The sequence below is a fragment of the Bacillus sp. SJ-10 genome, assembly GCF_002843505.1.
Taxonomy (GTDB): Bacteria; Bacillota; Bacilli; order Bacillales; family Bacillaceae; genus Bacillus; species Bacillus velezensis.
Genome location: NZ_CP025258.1, coordinates 169,830 through 186,025, shown reverse-complemented (window position 1 = coordinate 186,025; position 16,196 = coordinate 169,830). Strand labels below are relative to the sequence as shown.

20 protein-coding genes and 2 tRNA genes are annotated in these 16,196 nt (G+C 46.7%); 20 read left to right on the top strand and 2 right to left on the bottom strand.

Annotated elements, in window-relative coordinates; genetic code table 11:
* The first annotated feature begins 208 nt into the window (after positions 1-208).
* The 3 genes from cshA (at position 209) to CXL14_RS01005 (ending at position 3,746) form a co-directional block, all read left to right on the top strand.
* Positions 209-1,693 (top strand): degradosome RNA helicase CshA, encoded by a 1,485-nt coding sequence (gene cshA, locus CXL14_RS01015; protein ID WP_157830844.1) that lies wholly within the window; start codon positions 209-211, stop codon positions 1,691-1,693.
* Between the two features lie 117 nt (positions 1,694-1,810).
* Positions 1,811-2,290: a PH domain-containing protein gene (locus tag CXL14_RS01010; protein ID WP_025649968.1), complete on the top strand. Its 480-nt coding sequence runs from the start codon at positions 1,811-1,813 to the stop codon at positions 2,288-2,290.
* Entirely contained in the window at positions 2,280-3,746 is a 1,467-nt protein-coding gene (locus tag CXL14_RS01005) for a PH domain-containing protein (protein ID WP_021495081.1), read from the top strand. Before CXL14_RS01010 ends, CXL14_RS01005 begins: the two co-directional genes overlap by 11 nt.
* On the opposite strand, the gene CXL14_RS01000 is transcribed toward CXL14_RS01005, so the two are convergent.
* Positions 3,743-4,342, bottom strand: a complete 600-nt coding sequence (locus CXL14_RS01000) for a rhomboid family intramembrane serine protease (RefSeq protein ID WP_003156193.1) — start codon at positions 4,340-4,342, stop codon at positions 3,743-3,745. The genes CXL14_RS01005 and CXL14_RS01000 overlap by 4 nt on opposite strands.
* Before the next feature lie 92 nt (positions 4,343-4,434).
* Between CXL14_RS01000 and acpS the strand changes: the two genes are divergently transcribed.
* The 14 genes from acpS (at position 4,435) to CXL14_RS00930 (ending at position 15,207) form a co-directional block, all read left to right on the top strand.
* Positions 4,435-4,800, top strand: coding sequence for a holo-ACP synthase (acpS, locus tag CXL14_RS00995; RefSeq protein ID WP_014304402.1), 366 nt, complete (start codon positions 4,435-4,437; stop codon positions 4,798-4,800).
* Positions 4,801-4,964: 164 nt separating this feature from the next.
* Entirely contained in the window at positions 4,965-5,972 is a 1,008-nt protein-coding gene (locus CXL14_RS00990) for a LolA family protein (RefSeq protein WP_021495080.1), read from the top strand.
* A gap of 116 nt (positions 5,973-6,088) precedes the next feature.
* Positions 6,089-7,258 carry an alanine racemase gene (alr, locus tag CXL14_RS00985; protein ID WP_053285486.1) on the top strand — a complete coding sequence of 390 codons (1,170 nt, stop codon included), beginning with the start codon at positions 6,089-6,091 and terminating at the stop codon, positions 7,256-7,258.
* A 119-nt stretch (positions 7,259-7,377) separates the two neighbouring features.
* Positions 7,378-7,659, top strand: coding sequence for a type II toxin-antitoxin system antitoxin EndoAI (gene endB, locus CXL14_RS00980; RefSeq protein WP_003156188.1), 282 nt, complete (start codon positions 7,378-7,380; stop codon positions 7,657-7,659).
* 5 nt (positions 7,660-7,664) lie between these two features.
* On the top strand, positions 7,665-8,015 hold the full coding sequence (gene ndoA / locus CXL14_RS00975) for a type II toxin-antitoxin system endoribonuclease NdoA (RefSeq protein WP_003156187.1): 351 nt from the start codon (positions 7,665-7,667) through the stop codon (positions 8,013-8,015).
* Between the two features lie 117 nt (positions 8,016-8,132).
* Positions 8,133-8,954 carry an STAS domain-containing protein gene (locus CXL14_RS00970; protein ID WP_003156182.1) on the top strand — a complete coding sequence of 274 codons (822 nt, stop codon included), beginning with the start codon at positions 8,133-8,135 and terminating at the stop codon, positions 8,952-8,954.
* A gap of 4 nt (positions 8,955-8,958) precedes the next feature.
* Positions 8,959-9,324 carry an RsbT antagonist protein RsbS gene (rsbS, locus tag CXL14_RS00965; protein WP_007609584.1) on the top strand — a complete coding sequence of 122 codons (366 nt, stop codon included), beginning with the start codon at positions 8,959-8,961 and terminating at the stop codon, positions 9,322-9,324.
* Between the two features lie 2 nt (positions 9,325-9,326).
* On the top strand, positions 9,327-9,728 hold the full coding sequence (locus tag CXL14_RS00960; protein ID WP_003156178.1) for an anti-sigma regulatory factor: 402 nt from the start codon (positions 9,327-9,329) through the stop codon (positions 9,726-9,728).
* Between the two features lie 11 nt (positions 9,729-9,739).
* On the top strand, positions 9,740-10,747 hold the full coding sequence (locus tag CXL14_RS00955) for a PP2C family protein-serine/threonine phosphatase (protein WP_007609589.1): 1,008 nt from the start codon (positions 9,740-9,742) through the stop codon (positions 10,745-10,747).
* Between the two features lie 63 nt (positions 10,748-10,810).
* Positions 10,811-11,140 (top strand): anti-sigma factor antagonist RsbV, encoded by a 330-nt coding sequence (gene rsbV / locus CXL14_RS00950; protein ID WP_003156176.1) that lies wholly within the window; start codon positions 10,811-10,813, stop codon positions 11,138-11,140.
* On the top strand, positions 11,137-11,619 hold the full coding sequence (gene rsbW, locus CXL14_RS00945) for an anti-sigma B factor RsbW (protein ID WP_007609591.1): 483 nt from the start codon (positions 11,137-11,139) through the stop codon (positions 11,617-11,619). The genes rsbV and rsbW overlap by 4 nt, the downstream gene beginning before the upstream one ends.
* Positions 11,585-12,373 (top strand): RNA polymerase sigma factor SigB, encoded by a 789-nt coding sequence (sigB, locus tag CXL14_RS00940; RefSeq protein WP_003156171.1) that lies wholly within the window; start codon positions 11,585-11,587, stop codon positions 12,371-12,373. The genes rsbW and sigB overlap by 35 nt, the downstream gene beginning before the upstream one ends.
* Positions 12,373-12,975, top strand: coding sequence for a phosphoserine phosphatase RsbX (locus tag CXL14_RS00935; RefSeq protein ID WP_007410234.1), 603 nt, complete (start codon positions 12,373-12,375; stop codon positions 12,973-12,975). The genes sigB and CXL14_RS00935 overlap by 1 nt, the downstream gene beginning before the upstream one ends.
* A gap of 72 nt (positions 12,976-13,047) precedes the next feature.
* Positions 13,048-15,207 carry a Tex family protein gene (locus CXL14_RS00930; protein ID WP_014416967.1) on the top strand — a complete coding sequence of 720 codons (2,160 nt, stop codon included), beginning with the start codon at positions 13,048-13,050 and terminating at the stop codon, positions 15,205-15,207.
* A gap of 9 nt (positions 15,208-15,216) precedes the next feature.
* Here CXL14_RS00930 and cmpA read toward each other — a convergent pair whose 3' ends face one another.
* Positions 15,217-15,330, bottom strand: a complete 114-nt coding sequence (cmpA, locus tag CXL14_RS00925) for a cortex morphogenetic protein CmpA (RefSeq protein WP_003156164.1) — start codon at positions 15,328-15,330, stop codon at positions 15,217-15,219.
* Between the two features lie 99 nt (positions 15,331-15,429).
* Between cmpA and CXL14_RS00920 the strand changes: the two genes are divergently transcribed.
* The 3 genes from CXL14_RS00920 to CXL14_RS00910 all read left to right on the top strand — a co-directional run bounded on the left by CXL14_RS00920 (position 15,430) and on the right by CXL14_RS00910 (position 16,183).
* Positions 15,430-15,879 carry a SprT family protein gene (locus tag CXL14_RS00920; RefSeq protein ID WP_014416968.1) on the top strand — a complete coding sequence of 150 codons (450 nt, stop codon included), beginning with the start codon at positions 15,430-15,432 and terminating at the stop codon, positions 15,877-15,879.
* A gap of 135 nt (positions 15,880-16,014) precedes the next feature.
* A tRNA-Asn gene (locus CXL14_RS00915) sits at positions 16,015-16,089 on the top strand.
* Between the two features lie 3 nt (positions 16,090-16,092).
* A tRNA-Ser gene (locus CXL14_RS00910) sits at positions 16,093-16,183 on the top strand.
* Positions 16,184-16,196: the final 13 nt, after the last annotated feature.

Sequence of the window (16,196 nt, the reverse complement as noted above, 5' to 3'; positions counted from 1 at the left end):
GGCCCCGTTCGCGGGAAGAATCCGGTCAGGCCGCTTCCGGCCGCCTGACCATCTCGCCTTATTGAAAAACACATAGTGTAATGGTAAGATTAAACGTAAAGTAATTCGGGCTTTGTATACGTATGATCCTGTCCTTTGGATGAAAGGGCGGTTTTTAGTGGTAAATCACGACATTACTGAAACAGCAATCAGAAGGAGTTTGAATAATTTGACTATAACGTTTCAAGATTTCCAATTAAGTTCTGATCTCATGAAATCAATCAATCGTATGGGATTTGAAGAAGCAACACCGATCCAGGCACAAACGATTCCGCTCGGACTTTTAAATAAAGATGTCATCGGACAAGCGCAAACAGGTACAGGTAAAACAGCTGCGTTCGGTATACCCCTTGTTGAAAAAATGAACCCCGAGTCTCCTAATATTCAAGCAATCGTAATCGCGCCAACCCGTGAATTAGCCATTCAAGTATCTGAAGAGTTATATAAAATCGGACAAGATAAGCGTGCGAAAGTACTGCCTATTTACGGCGGCCAGGATATCGGACGTCAGATCCGCGCATTGAAGAAAAACCCGCATATCATCGTAGGTACGCCGGGGCGTCTTCTTGACCATATCAACCGCCGCACGATCCGTTTAAACAACGTGAACACGGTTGTCATGGATGAGGCTGATGAAATGCTGAACATGGGATTCATTGATGACATTGAATCCATTCTCTCAAACGTGCCGAGCGACCACCAAACGCTCTTATTCTCAGCAACAATGCCTGCGCCGATCAAACGGATCGCAGAGCGTTTCATGACTGAGCCGAAACACGTAAAAGTAAAAGCGAAAGAAATGACTGTGTCCAACATTCAGCAGTTCTACTTGGAAGTGCAGGAGCGCAAAAAATTCGATACGCTGACTCGTCTTCTTGACATTCAGTCTCCGGAACTTGCGATCGTATTCGGACGTACGAAACGCCGTGTCGATGAGCTTGCTGAAGCCCTGAACCTTCGCGGATATGCGGCTGAAGGAATTCACGGCGACTTAACGCAGGCGAAACGTATGGTTGCGCTTCGCAAGTTTAAAGAAGGTGCGATCGAAGTGCTTGTAGCGACTGACGTTGCCGCCCGCGGACTTGATATCTCAGGCGTTACCCACGTTTACAACTTTGACGTGCCTCAAGATCCTGAAAGTTACGTTCACCGTATCGGAAGAACGGGCCGTGCAGGAAAAACGGGTATGGCGATGACGTTTATCACACCGCGTGAGAAAAGCATGCTTCGCGCGATTGAACAAACGACAAAACGCAAAATGGACCGCATGAAAGAGCCGACGCTTGACGAAGCATTAGAAGGACAGCAGCAGGTGACGGTTGACCGTCTGCGCACGGCGATCAGCGAAAACAACCTGAACTTCTACATGACGGCAGCTGCGGAATTGTTAGAAGATCATGATGCAGTGACAGTTGTGGCTGCAGCCATTAAAATGGCGACAAAAGAGCCGGACAGCACGCCTGTACGCCTCACTGATGAAGCGCCTATGGTCAGCAAACGCTATAAAAACCAGCGTACTTCTAAGCGCAGAGACGGCCAAGGCGGCGGCTACCGCGGCGGCAAAGGGAAAAACAACAACCGTTCTTCCTACGATAAAAAACGCTCAAGCGACCGCCGTTCTTCAGGTGACAGACGCCAGAAAAAATCATACTAAAACACAGGAAGCGGACCCTTTTACGGGGTCCGCTTTTTTTTTGATATGCCGGAAAGTGAATCTTTTTTGCAAATCAGCCGTATTTGTATGTATGATAAAAAATGGGAGGTAGGTATGTTGAGAGCACAGCCAAAAAATCGAATCAGTCCAAGCGGCTTAAAAGTCTGGCGTCTTCAGGAAATCATCCTGTCCGCCTTCTGTCTTCTGGCCGTTATAGCAGCAGCTGTTTTAAGCCATTTCTTCCATTGGCCGTATTGGATCACCGGAGTCCTCGGCATCATTTGGGTTATCGGTTCAGTAATATCCGTCTATGCCATACCGAAAATCAGGCACAGGATCTGGCGCTATGAAGTCCATGAAAATGAAATTGATATTCAATCCGGCATTTTTATTGTCAAACGGGTCATTGTGCCGATGGTGAGGGTGCAGCACGTAGATACTTCACAAGGCCCGCTCCTCAGAAAGTACCGTCTGGCCTCAGTCAAAATCTCCACGGCGGCAACCGTTCATTCCATTCCGGCGCTTGATATGGAGGAAGCTGACCGGCTGAGGGATTCCATTTCCCGTCTGGCAAGGGTGACGGAAGATGATGTCTGAGCCGAAACGTCTGCATCCGGCGGCCGTGATTTTGAACTTATTCCATATTATTATCGAAACCATTAAAAACATTATTCTGCCATTTTTTCTCGTCTATATTGTAAACTCCAACCACTTCATCCGCTTTTACGGAGGCATTGCGCTCGCCGTCCTGCTTATCTGGCTGATTACGGCTAGTGTGATTGAGTGGAGAAAATTTACATACCGGATTGAGGACGGAGAATTCAGAATTGAAGAAGGCTTGTTTTTTACGAAAAAGAGATACATCTCCATTGACCGGATTCAATCAATGAATACGAGTGCCGGCATCATTCAGCAGCTTTTTAAGCTTGTTAAGCTTCAAATCGAAACGGCCGGCGACGGGAAAAACGCTGAAGCCGTCTTATCCGCCATTACTGTGGAAGAGGCGGAACGGATCAGAGCGGCTGTTTTTCAGCAAAAAGCGGAGCAAGAAGAACGAGGGGAGACCGCAGCGGAGCAGGAACCGATGCGCGGGGAAGATGTGCAATCCGTTTACCGCCTGTCTGTAGGTGAGCTGCTTATGGCCGCCTCAACATCCGGGGGAATCGGTGTCATCATCTCAGCGGTATTCGCCCTCTTTTCTCAGATTGATGAAGTACTTCCGATGGACTGGCTCTATGACAGGTTTTCCTTTCTCAAGCATGCGAGCATCGGCATATACGCCGTGATCATTTTCATAGGATTGTTCATCGCCTGGCTGTTAAGCATCGCCGGTATGATGATCAAGCATGCCAACTTTAAAATAGAAAAAAAGGAACACGAATTGGTCATTACCAGAGGAATTATTGAAAAGCATCAAGTGACAATCCCGCTCCGTAAAATCCAAGCCATTAAAATGAAAGAAAATGTGATCAGGCAATTATTCGGATACGCGACGGTTGCGATTGTCAGCGCCGGCAGTGCGGGGAATGAGAAAGAAGGAGCACAGACGATTCTGTTTCCGATCATCCGCAAATCAAAGCTCGGAGTGATGCTGAACGGTTTCACACCGGATTACGTGCTGGAAGAAAACCGGAATCATTTGCCGAAAAGGGCGCTGCGCCGGTATTTATTCCGATCCATAATCTTCTCGGTTTTCGTGATCATCCCGCTTTGTATTCTGTTTAAGCCGTGGGGATATGCATCGCTCCTCGTGCTTCCTGTCGAACTGGTGCTAGGATATGCCTCGTTTAGGACAGCGTCATGGTGCATAAACGGCGGCAGGCTTCAGATCACCACGAGGCTGATCGGGAAGACGACCACGATTATGCTGAGAAGAAGAATGCAGATGTTTGAAGTCAGCCGCTCCTTTCTGCAAAAAAGAAGGCGGCTCGCATCTGTGGCTACCGCAGTGAAATCAGCTCACCACATGGAGCATGTCATGCTGAAGGATGTCAGCGAGGAAGATGCCGAACGCATCGGGCGCTGGTATTCATATGAAAAAGCGGACGGTTAATACCGCCGCTTTTTTTGCTGCACGCATAAAAAGGAAAGCAAAAATCCGCCTGCCAGTCCGAACAAATGCGCCATAATGTTAATATTAGAGTTGATAAACGTCGACAGCACCGCGATGATAAGCAGGGTCATAATCATTTTCGACTGATCCCGGCCGATCAGCTCCTTGCGGAAAACAGTCAGAAACACATACACGCCGAAAAGTCCGAAGATCGCGCCGGATGCGCCGACATGCACATAATCAAGCGGTTCGGCAAGATACGTGCCGATATTGCCGATAATGCCCGATGCGATGTACACAATCAGAAAACGGACTTTTCCGAGCATCTGCTCAAGCGGGGGCGCGAATAAAAAGAGAGACATGGAGTTAAACAAAAGGTGAGTGAAATTCGCGTGTAAAAACATCGGTGTCACCAGCCGCCACCATTCTCCCGAGGAAACGCCGTAATTATAGCCGGTCACAGCATCTGACCACATCATGACGGAATGAAGCGGCATACTGAAAAACAGCCACAAGAACGCCTGCAGCGCCAAAATACAGCTGACGGCCGGATAACGTCTGATAAAAGTCTGGAAATTTTCCGTTCGTATAAACATCGCAAGCCCCTTTGCATCTGATTTGTTACATATATAGTAACACGTTTATGACATTAACCGTTTTTTAGTACGGACTTTTAGGAGGAATTCACATGATTTTCGGAATCGGAATCGACATCGTTGAACTGCACAGAATTGAAAACATGCTCAGCCGGCAGGCGAGGTTTCCGCAAAGAATATTGACGGAGGCTGAATACGCCCGTTTTACATTGCTGTCGGACAAAAGGAAAATTGAATTTCTCGCGGGAAGATTTGCGGCAAAAGAAGCCTTTTCGAAAGCATACGGCACAGGTATCGGCAAAGAGCTCAGCTTTCAGGATATTGAAACCGGAAACGACACGGCGGGAAAACCAGTGCTGACCTGCGCCAAGCTTGACGGTGCGGCGGTTCACGTCTCCATTACCCATACAAAAGAATACGCCGCGGCACAGGTCGTGATTGAAAGGTTGTCACGCTAGTCTGCATATTAGCCGGAACCCCTTCATATATTTGATAGTGCATTAAGGGAGACAAGTTGTTTGAGGCTTTTATGGTACGCGTCCGTCCGCTCAGGGCGTACCGTTAAAGTCAAACAAGCGATTTCTTCCCTTTACATCAATTGAGAAGAAGGGGTTGAAAAAAGGTGAGAAAAAGCTTTGTTTTGCTTTTAACGGGACTGCTTGCCGTCCTTATTCTTTCGGCCTGCGGCCAAAAATCACAGGAAGATATCGTGAACGGTTTAGATAAGAAGGCGAAAGAATACACCTCGTACAAAGCGAAAGCCAAAATGACCATCGAAACGGGGAGTGATCCGCAAGTATACAATGTGGAAATCTGGCATAAAAAACCTTCCCTGTACCGGGTCTATTTGGAAAATCCGAAAAAAGACCAAAACCAAGTCATTTTACGGAACGCCAACGGAGTCTTTGTCCTCACGCCGTCTTTAAATAAGAGCTTCAGATTCCAAAGCGACTGGCCGAATAACAGCAGCCAAGTATATTTGTTTGAGTCACTTGTAAAGGACGTGCAGCATGACAAAGACGCCGTCTATTCCGCCAAAGATAAAAAGTACACGTTTGAAACAAAAACAAACTATCAGCACAACAAAATGCTGCCGACTCAGGAAATCACTTTCAACAAAAAGGACATGAGCCCGTCGCTCGTTAAAGTGATGGATACAGACCGGAAAGTGATGGTAAAAGTCGAATTCAAAAGCTTTGAATTCAACAAACCGTTTGATAAAGACTCTTTTGACGAGAAGAAAAATATGACGCTTTCCCAGATGGACGTCGCCACAAGCGCCAAGCCGTCTGATTCATTTGCGGTCAAAACACCGCTTCAAGTGCCGGCCGGCGTCAAAAAACTTGAAGAGAAAGATATTTCAACGGCGGACGGCAAACGAATCGTCATGACTTACGGCGGAGAAAAATCCTTCACCCTTATTCAAGAAAAAGCCCATATCGCAAAAGCCGCCTCTGCCGTCACGCTGAATGGCGAACCGGTTAATCTCGGCTTCACGGTGGCCGCATTGTCTGATACGTCTTTAACGTGGACATATGACGGAGTGGATTATCTTCTGTCATCACAGGATCTGACAAAAGATGAAATGGTGGCCGCCGCCAAAAGCATGCAGGGACAGTCGTCAAAATAACGTCAAAAAAGAGGCCGCCGCTGTCGGTCTCTTTTTTGATTCCATTTCACTTTACAGAATAATTTTAGTATGATAATAAAAATATGAATTGAAAATAATGCTAGGAAGTGTATCGAATGAACACAGCATCCTTTTACAGAGAAACGTGGGCGGAAATCAACCTGTCCGCGATTAAAGAAAATGTCACGCATATGAAAAAACACATCGGGCAAAACGTCCATCTCATGGCGGTTGTAAAGGCGAACGCTTACGGCCACGGAGATTTGGAAGTTGGGAAAGCCGCGCTTGAAGCGGGTGCCTCTTGTCTTGCCGTAGCCATACTGGATGAAGCGATTTCATTGAGAAAACGGGGCATTACAGCGCCGATTCTCGTGCTTGGCGCCGTGCCGCCCGAATATGTACAAGCAGCTGCCGAGTATGACGTAACACTCACGGGATATTCTGTTGAATGGCTTCAGGAAGCCGCGCGCCACCTCGGAAGTGCAACAGTGCCGTTCCACCTGAAAGTCGACACCGGCATGAACAGACTCGGAGTCAAAACGGAGGAAGAAATCCAAAGTGTGTTAAAAATCCTCGGTCAAAATCCCGGTTTAGTCTGTAAAGGCGTATTCACCCATTTTGCTACCGCGGATGAGAAAAACAGAGATTATTTCCTCTTCCAGTTTGACCGCTTTAAAAAATTGATCGCTCCGCTTCCTTTAAAAGAATTGATGGTGCACTGCGCGAACAGCGCTGCCGGACTTCGTCTTAAAAAAGGCTTTTTTAACGCGGTTCGTTTCGGCATCAGTATGTACGGGCTTCGTCCTTCTGCTGACATCCAAAGCGAAATTCCGTTTCAATTAAAACCGGCTTTTGCGCTGCACTCTGTTTTATCCCATGTGAAAAAGATCCGCAAAGGGGAAAGCGTCAGCTACGGCGCAACATATACGGCAGAGAAGGATCAATGGATCGGAACGGTTCCCATCGGCTATGCAGACGGGTGGCTCCGCAAGCTGAGCGGCACGTCTGTGCTGATCGGCGGCAAACGGATGAACATCGCGGGAAGAATCTGCATGGATCAATTGATGGTCGAATTAGATCAATCTTATCCGCCGGGCACCAAAGTCACCCTGATCGGCAGCCAGAAGGGAGAAACGATCACGATGGATGAAATCGCCGGGCGGCTTGGGACGATTAATTACGAGGTCCCTTGTACCATTAGTTCCCGCGTTCCCCGTATGTTTTTGGAAAATGAGAGTATAATGGAAGTAAGAAATCCTTTACTGCAAGATAATACAAGCAAGTAGCCGTCATCCGGAAAAAGAGAATTTATAAAACAGCTTTGCTTGACGTTTGAATAATGGTATCATTATGTCTGGATGGATGAATTGGTCGTATCCGTAAGTTTGGTGGAGGTGTATGTTTTTTGTCTGAATCCAGCGCAAGAACCGAAATGAAAATCAGCTTGCCCGAAAACTTAGTAGCTGAATTGGATGGTGTAGCGATGCGGGAGAAACGAAGCAGAAACGAACTGATATCACAAGCAGTGAGAGCGTATGTCAGCGAACGGACAACTCGCCATAACCGTGATTTGATGAGACGCGGGTATATGGAAATGGCGAAAATCAACTTGAATATCTCTTCTGAGGCTCACTATGCTGAGTGCGAAGCAGAAACGACCGTTGAGCGCTTAGTCAGCGGAGGATAATCATTTTGATTGTAAAGCGCGGCGATGTTTATTTTGCTGATTTATCTCCTGTTGTTGGCTCAGAGCAAGGCGGCGTACGCCCGGTTTTAGTGATCCAAAATGATATCGGAAATCGCTTTAGCCCGACTGCTATTGTTGCAGCCATAACAGCCCAAATACAGAAAGCGAAATTACCAACCCACGTCGAAATTGATGCAAAACGCTACGGTTTTGAAAGAGATTCCGTTATTTTGCTGGAGCAAATTCGGACGATTGACAAGCAAAGATTAACGGATAAAATAACTCATCTGGATGATGAAATGATGGATAAGGTTGATGAAGCCCTGCAAATCAGTTTGGCACTCATTGATTTTTAGTCATATTTTGGTTGCTCATATAGAGCAACTTTTTTTGTTTTCGAAAAACATAAGCGCTATAATAAAGAGATAATCAAACAAAATTTGTTGTTTTGTGTCGGGAGGTCAGTGAAACCCATGTCGAATCAGAAAGTGTATCAGTTCATCATTGATCAGCATGATGAACTGCTTGATACTTGGACAGCCAAACTAAAAGAAGTAGGCAATCAGGAAGACTATCAGCTTACGAATCACATATGTGAAAATATTTGTAAAGACTATATAGACATTCTTTTATTATCGACTAAAAATGACGAGGCTACGGAAGAGCAGATCAGTGAGCTCGCACTGCGCGCCGTTCAGCTCGGTCTGTCACTGAAACTTCTTTCAGCTACTCTGTCAGAGTTTTGGAAACTGCTTTACGAAACGATGGTCGACCTTAATATGGCCGATCAGGACAGAGCAGATTTGATTTTGGAAATAGACAGCTTTTTCAATCCGATCAACACGGAAATTTTAAATCAGTATTCTATCTCCTGGGAAAAAACGGTTACTTTGCAAAAAATCGCGCTTCAGGAATTGTCGGCTCCGCTGATCCCGGTATTTGAGCATGTAACGGTCATGCCGCTTGTCGGGACGATTGATACGGAGCGTGCAAAGCACATTATGGAAAATCTGTTAAACGGCGTCGTAAAGCACCGTTCACAGGTTGTATTAATTGATATCACGGGCGTGCCGGTCGTTGATACGATGGTGGCGCACCATATTATTCAGGCATCAGAAGCGGTGCGGCTTGTCGGCGCGAAATGCCTGCTCGTCGGAATCCGTCCGGAGATTGCGCAGACGATCGTTAATCTGGGAATTGATTTGTCGCAGGTTATTACGAAGAATACCCTTCAAAAAGGAATTCAAACAGCGCTTGAAATGACAAATCGAAAAATCGTTTCATTGGGGGAATAACATTGTGAGACATCCAAAAATCCCGATCCTGAAACTGTATAACTGCTTATTGGTATCCATCCAATGGGAACTTGACGACCAGACAGCTTTGCATTTTCAAGAAGATCTGCTGAACAAAATCTATGAAACCGGCGCAAACGGGGTCGTCATTGACCTGACATCCGTTGACATGATCGATTCATTTATCGCGAAAGTGCTCGGCGATGTCATCACCATGTCTAAATTGATGGGCGCAAATGTCGTATTGACGGGAATTCAGCCGGCTGTGGCGGTCACATTGATTGAACTCGGAATCTCACTTGAGGAAATCGAAACAGCGCTCGATTTAGAGCAAGGGCTTGAGACATTGAAGCGGGAATTGGGGGAATAGCGATGAACGACCAATCCTGTGTGAAAATCATGACAGAATGGGATATCGTAGCCGCCAGACAGCTTGGCCGCAACGTTGCGAAGGAATTAGGCTTCGGCACGGTGGACCAGGCCAGAATCACGACGGCTATCTCAGAATTGGCCAGAAACATTTACTTATATGCAGGCAAGGGCCAGGTCAGCATAGAACAAGTAAACGACAGAGGGAAAAAAGGCCTTAAAATTATAGCAGAAGACAAAGGACCCGGAATCCCCGACATCCGTAAAGTGATGGAAGACGGCTTTTCAACGTCAGGCGGACTGGGAGCGGGACTTCCGGGCGTCAAAAGGCTGATGGACGAATTCAGCCTGCAATCTGTTGCAGAGGAAGGAACAGAGATTCAAGCCGTGAAATGGCTTCGGTAGGAGGTTAGAACGTGGATTTCAGGGAGGTTATAGAGCAGCGGTATCATCAGCTGCTTAGCCGATATATAGCCGAATTAACAGAAACATCTTTATATCAAGCCCAAAAATTCAGCCGAAAAACGATTGAACATCAGGTTCCTCCGGAGGAGATCATCAGCATCCACCGAAAAGTAGTAAAGGAACTGTATCCGGATCTGCCGGAAGATGTTTTTCATTCGCTGGATTTTTTAATAGAAGTCATGATTGGCTACGGGATGGCTTATCAGGAACATCAAAGTCTGAGAGATATCCAGCAGGAGCTTCGTTCAGAAATTGAAATTGCCGCAAATGTTCAGCAGACGCTGCTTGGCACAAAAATTCCTGAAGAAGAAGATCTGGATATCGGGGCAATCAGCGTCCCCGCCAAACAGATGAGCGGGGATTATTATCACTTTGTCAAAGACAAGGAATCGATTAACATCGCGATAGCCGATGTCATCGGAAAAGGAATACCCGCCGCATTGTGCATGTCGATGATCAAGTATGCCATGGACTCTCTTCCGGAGACCGGCATTCACCCCTCCCAAGTGCTGAAAAATCTTAACCGCGTTGTAGAACAGAACGTGGACTCAAGCATGTTTATCACCATGTTTTACGCAAACTACAATACGAAAAATCACCAATTTACATATGCTTCTGCGGGGCATGAACCGGGCTTCTACTACTCTGAAAAAGAAAAAAAGTTTTATGATCTGGAGGCAAAAGGATTGGTGCTGGGAATTTCTCAGGATTTTGATTACAGCCAATATGAACAGCACATGGACGAAGGAGACATGATCGTTCTTTTTTCTGACGGCGTCACCGAATGCCGTACCGAAAACGGTTTCTTAGAACGCAGCGACATTCAGCGCATGCTGGAAGAACATATGGACTGCTCCGCGCAGGATATGGTCAAAAATATTTACGACAGCCTGCTGAGACTCCAGGACTTTCAGCTTCATGACGATTTTACGTTAATTGTTTTGAAAAGAAAGGTTTAAAAAAACAGCAGCACGGGTAAAAAGCCATTAGCACGAGTAAGGATAACTTTCAGAGGTGATACGATGAATTTAACGGTAGATATGAAGGAGAATCTTTCAGATATACAAATCAATATCGCTGGAGAAATCGATGTATACTCAGCTCCGGTGGTTCGTGAAAAGCTGATGCCCCTGGCAAACGAGGGGAAGGACATGAGAATCTGCTTAAAAGATGTAAACTATATGGACAGTACGGGTTTAGGCGTTTTTGTAGGCGTGTTTAAAACGGTGAGCAAGGAAGGCGGCTCTCTGAAGCTTGAGAATCTTTCCGACCGGCTCGTCCGTCTGTTTGAAATTACGGGGCTTAAGGACATCATCGACATTTCGGCAAAGTCAGAAGGTGGCGTGCAATGAGTACATCAGTTGATTATATAGAGATGAAAATTCCGGCCGAACCGGAATATGTAGGAATCGTCAGGCTTACGTTATCAGGGGTCGCAAGCAGAATGGGCTATACCTATGATGACATTGAAGATTTGAAAATCGCTGTCAGCGAAGCTTGTACAAACGCTGTCCAGCATGCATACAACGATGAAAATAAGGGAGAAGTATCCGTGCGGTTCGGTGTGTTTGAGGATCGGCTGGAGGTCATTGTCGCCGATCAGGGAGACAGCTTTGATTTTGATCAGAAGCAGCAGGATCTCGGGCCGTACACACCTTCGCACACAGTCGATCAATTGTCAGAAGGAGGGCTCGGTCTGTATTTAATGGAAACGCTCATGGATGAAGTCAAAGTTCAAAGCAACTCTGGCGTAACCGTGGCGATGACAAAGTATTTAAATGGGGAGCGAGTTGATCATGGCACAACCATCAAAAACTACGAAACTAACTAAAGATGAAGTTGATCGGCTCATACGCGACTTTCAAACACATGATAATAAAGAAGCCCAGGAAACACTCGTCGAGGTGTATACCAATCTCGTCGAAATGCTGGCAAAGAAATATTCAAAAGGAAAAAGCTTTCACGAAGACCTCCGCCAGGTCGGAATGATCGGACTTCTCGGAGCCATTAAACGGTATGATCCCGAGGTCGGCAAATCCTTTGAAGCATTTGCGATTCCGACCATCATCGGCGAGATCAAACGCTTCCTCAGAGATAAAACATGGAGCGTACACGTTCCGAGACGGATTAAAGAACTCGGGCCGCGCATTAAAATGGCGGTGGATCAGCTGACGACAGAGACGCAGCGGTCGCCGAAAGTCGAAGAAATCGCAGCCTTTCTCGATGTGTCAGAAGAGGAAGTGCTTGAAACGATGGAGATGGGAAAAAGCTATCAGGCGCTTTCTGTCGATCACAGCATCGAAGCGGATGCGGACGGAAGCACCGTCACGATTTTAGATATCGTCGGTTCGCAGGAGGAAGGATACGAACGCGTCAACCAGCAGATGATGATCAAAAGCGTGCTTCATGTGCTGTCCGACCGCGAAAAACAGATTATCGATCTAACATTTGTGCAAAATAAAAGCCAAAAAGAAACAGGGGACATTCTCGGAATATCTCAAATGCACGTCTCGCGCCTGCAGCGGAAAGCGGTGAAAAAACTGAGAGAGGCCTTGATTGGAGATCCCTCCATGGAGCTAATGTAATGATTCAGGTTGAAGAAAATGAACATGTTCAAACTCTTGTATACCAATTAAATAAAGAAGGCAAGTCCATATGCGGCGACAGCTTTTTTATGAAGGCGAATGAAGAAGAATTAGTTTGCGCGGTAGCGGACGGTCTCGGCAGCGGATCTCTTGCCAACGAATCCTCGTCAGCCATTAAAGACATCGTGGAAACGTATGCGGATGAGGATGTGGAAAGCATCATTGAGCGCTGCAATCAAGCGATGAAAAACAAAAGAGGGGCGACTGCCTCCATCTTAAAAATCAACTTCATCAAAAGGGAATTGACATACTGCTCGATCGGCAATGTCCGTTTCTTCCTGCACTCCCCATCAGGCGAAGTCTTTCATCCGCTGCCGATTTCGGGTTACCTCTCAGGCAAACCGCAAAGATACAAAACGTATACGTCATCATACGAAAAAGGGGCGAGGTTCATCATCTACACGGATGGGCTTGAGGTTCCGCATATCCGCACCTGCTTAAAGCAGGGACACTCAATAGAAGATATATCAAAATCACTTCATCCGTACACAACATCCAGACGTGATGATTTGACCTATATTCTAGGGCAGCTTTTATCGTAAGGCTGCTTTTTTTATGTTCCGCCGTTTTTTGATACACTAGAGAAAGAATGAAGAGATGGAGGCTTTGGTGATATGGAAACGTTAGCCCTTTTGAAAAAACAAATTGCTGAAGAAACAGCGTTATCCCAAAAACATGTCGAAAGTGTCATCCGCCTGCTGGAAGACGGCAACACCGTCCCGTTTATTGCGCGGTACCGAAAAGAGCAGACCGGCTCAATGGACGAGGTGCAGATTCAGTCAATCTCCGAGCGGTGGCAATACATACAAAACCTGACGCAGCGGAAAGAAGAAGTCATCAGATTGATCTCTGAGCAGGACAAGCTGACGGAAGGGCTGAAGCAAAAAATCGAACAAGCGGTCAAGCTTCAGGAAGTCGAGGATTTATACCGTCCCTTCAAACAAAAACGGAAAACAAAAGCCACCGTCGCCAAAAGCAAAGGCCTTGAACCGCTTGCGGACTATATTCTTTCTCTCCCGAAAGAAAACCGCCTTCACGACATCGCTGATCAATATATCAGTGCAGAAAAAGAAGTCGCTTCAAGAGAGGAAGCCATTGAAGGCGCGAAGCACATCATAGCCGAACAAATCTCGGATGATCCTCATTTCAGAAAGTGGATTCGCCAGGAAACGTATAAAAAAGGAATTCTCACTTCCGCGGCAGGCAAGTCAGCCGCAGATGACGAGAAAAACGTCTATGAAATGTACTACGAGTACGAAGAGCCGATCCAAAAGGTCGTTCCTCACAGAGTGCTTGCGATGAACCGCGGTGAAAAAGAAGGCATTTTAAAGATTGCGATCGAACCGCCCGCCGATCAGATAAAAGCTTATTTAGAAAGACAAATCATCAAACACCGTGAAACGCCTGTGAAAGAAACGCTGAAAGAAGCCATTGAGGACAGTTACAAACGTCTGATCCAGCCGGCTATTGAGCGCGATATCCGCAAAGAGCTGTCAGAAAAAGCAGACGCGCAGGCGATTCATATTTTCGCTGAAAACCTGCGTAAGCTCCTGCTGCAGCCGCCGATGAAGGGAAAAGTCGTGCTCGGCGTCGATCCGGCCTTCCGTACGGGGTGCAAACTGGCAGTTGTTGATGAGACGGGAAAAGTGTTGAAAATCGACGTCATTTACCCGCACGCTCCCGTAAAAAAGACAGCGGAAGCCCGGAAAAAAATCAAAGAATTGCTGGACCGGTACGAAGTCGAGGTTGTGGCGATCGGAAACGGCACGGCATCACGAGAGACAGAGCAATTCGTCGTTGATGTGCTGAAAGAAACAGAGCGGGACATTTATTATGTCATCGTCAATGAGGCCGGAGCAAGCGTGTATTCGGCGTCAGAAATCGCCCGTGAAGAATTTCCGGATTTTCAGGTCGAAGAGCGCAGCGCCGTCTCCATCGCGCGAAGATTGCAGGACCCGCTGGCCGAGCTTGTAAAAATTGATCCTAAATCCGTCGGCGTCGGGCAATACCAGCATGATGTGAGCCAAAAGCATTTAAATGAATCACTCCGTTTTGTCGTAGAGACCGTCGTCAACCAAGTCGGGGTGAATGTCAATACAGCATCAGCCGCGCTGCTTCAATATGTAGCCGGGTTATCCAAAACCGTTGCCGGCAATATCGTTAAAAAAAGGGAAGAGCTCGGAAAATTTACAAATCGCAAAGAGCTGAAAGAAATCCCGCGTCTCGGCGCAAAAACATATGAACAGTGCATCGGCTTTTTGAGAGTGCCCGGAGGACGGGAGCCGCTCGACCGCACCGGGATACACCCGGAAAGCTATAAAGAGACAAAGGCGCTGCTCAAAAAACTGCAGCTCACTGCGGATCAGATCGGAAGCGCGGACGCAAAAGAGAAAATCAGCGCATTGCCGCTGTCTGAAACGGCTGAAGAGCTCGGTATAGGGGAGATTACGCTTGCGGATATTTGCGGGCAGCTGACAAGGCCGGAGCGAGATCCTCGTGACGAAGTGCCGAAGCCTTTGCTGAAAAAAGACGTTCTGCAGCTTGAGGATTTAAAGGAAGGAATGGAATTGCAGGGCACCGTCCGCAACGTTGTAGACTTCGGCGCTTTCGTCGATATCGGCGTCAAACAGGACGGGCTTGTGCACATTTCAAAACTGAGCAATCAATACGTCAAACATCCTCTCGACGTCGTATCGGTCGGAGACATCGTCACCGTATGGGTCGAAGGAGTGGACGTGCAAAAAGGCAGAGTGTCGCTGTCTATGGTAAAATAAAAGCACTGCTTACGAGCAGTGTTTTTTTCTGTAGAAATACCAGCACTGGTTCAGCAGTTTGATTTGGTAATTGTCCTTTTCTAAAAACGCTTTTTGCATTTGTTTCATCAGCCAATTCGGCATGGCTCATTCCTCCTCAGCTTTTAGTTAGAGGTCGGTTTTAACTCATTGTATGCGAACGGTGAATTGTCCCGTTCAATGTTTTTAAAGCGGGGTGCACATATGGATAACGAACAACTTCAAAAGCTGACGGAAGACATCTCTGCACAAGATTTCGGAAAGCCGTTCCGTCACAGAGCCTTCTTCAATGACCGGCTGAAAACGACAGGCGGCCGGTACATGCTGTCTTCCCATAACATCGAATTAAACCGCAGATATCTTCTCGAACACGGGCAGAGCGAGCTGGAAGGAATCATTAAACACGAGCTGTGCCATTACCATCTTCACCTTGAAGGAAAAGGGTACAAGCACAGAGACAAGGACTTCAGAGAACTGCTTCAGAAAGTCGGAGCGCCGAGATTCTGCACGCCGCTGCAAACCAAAAAGCCACAAAAGAAAACATATATGTATAGATGCGCGGCTTGCGGCCAACAGTATATAAAGAAGCGGGCAATGAACCCGGAAAGATATGCCTGCGGAAAATGCAGAGGGAAAATCAAAAGAATTTTTTAAAAAGGCTTGACTCATTTTAATGTTCTATGTTAAATTATAAAAGTCGTTGAGAGACAACGACACTTTCTTAAAAAAATAAATGTTGCTTCTTGACACAATATGTCGCATCATTTATAATAAAGAAAGTCTGATTATTCCACAGTAGCTCAGTGGTAGAGCTATCGGCTGTTAACCGATCGGTCGCAGGTTCGAATCCTGCCTGTGGAGCCATATGGAGAAGTACTCAAGTGGCTGAAGAGGCGCCCCTGCTAAGGGTGTAGGTCGCGTAAGCGGCGCGAGGGTTCAAATCCCTCCTTCTCCGCCAGATAAGTTCTCAA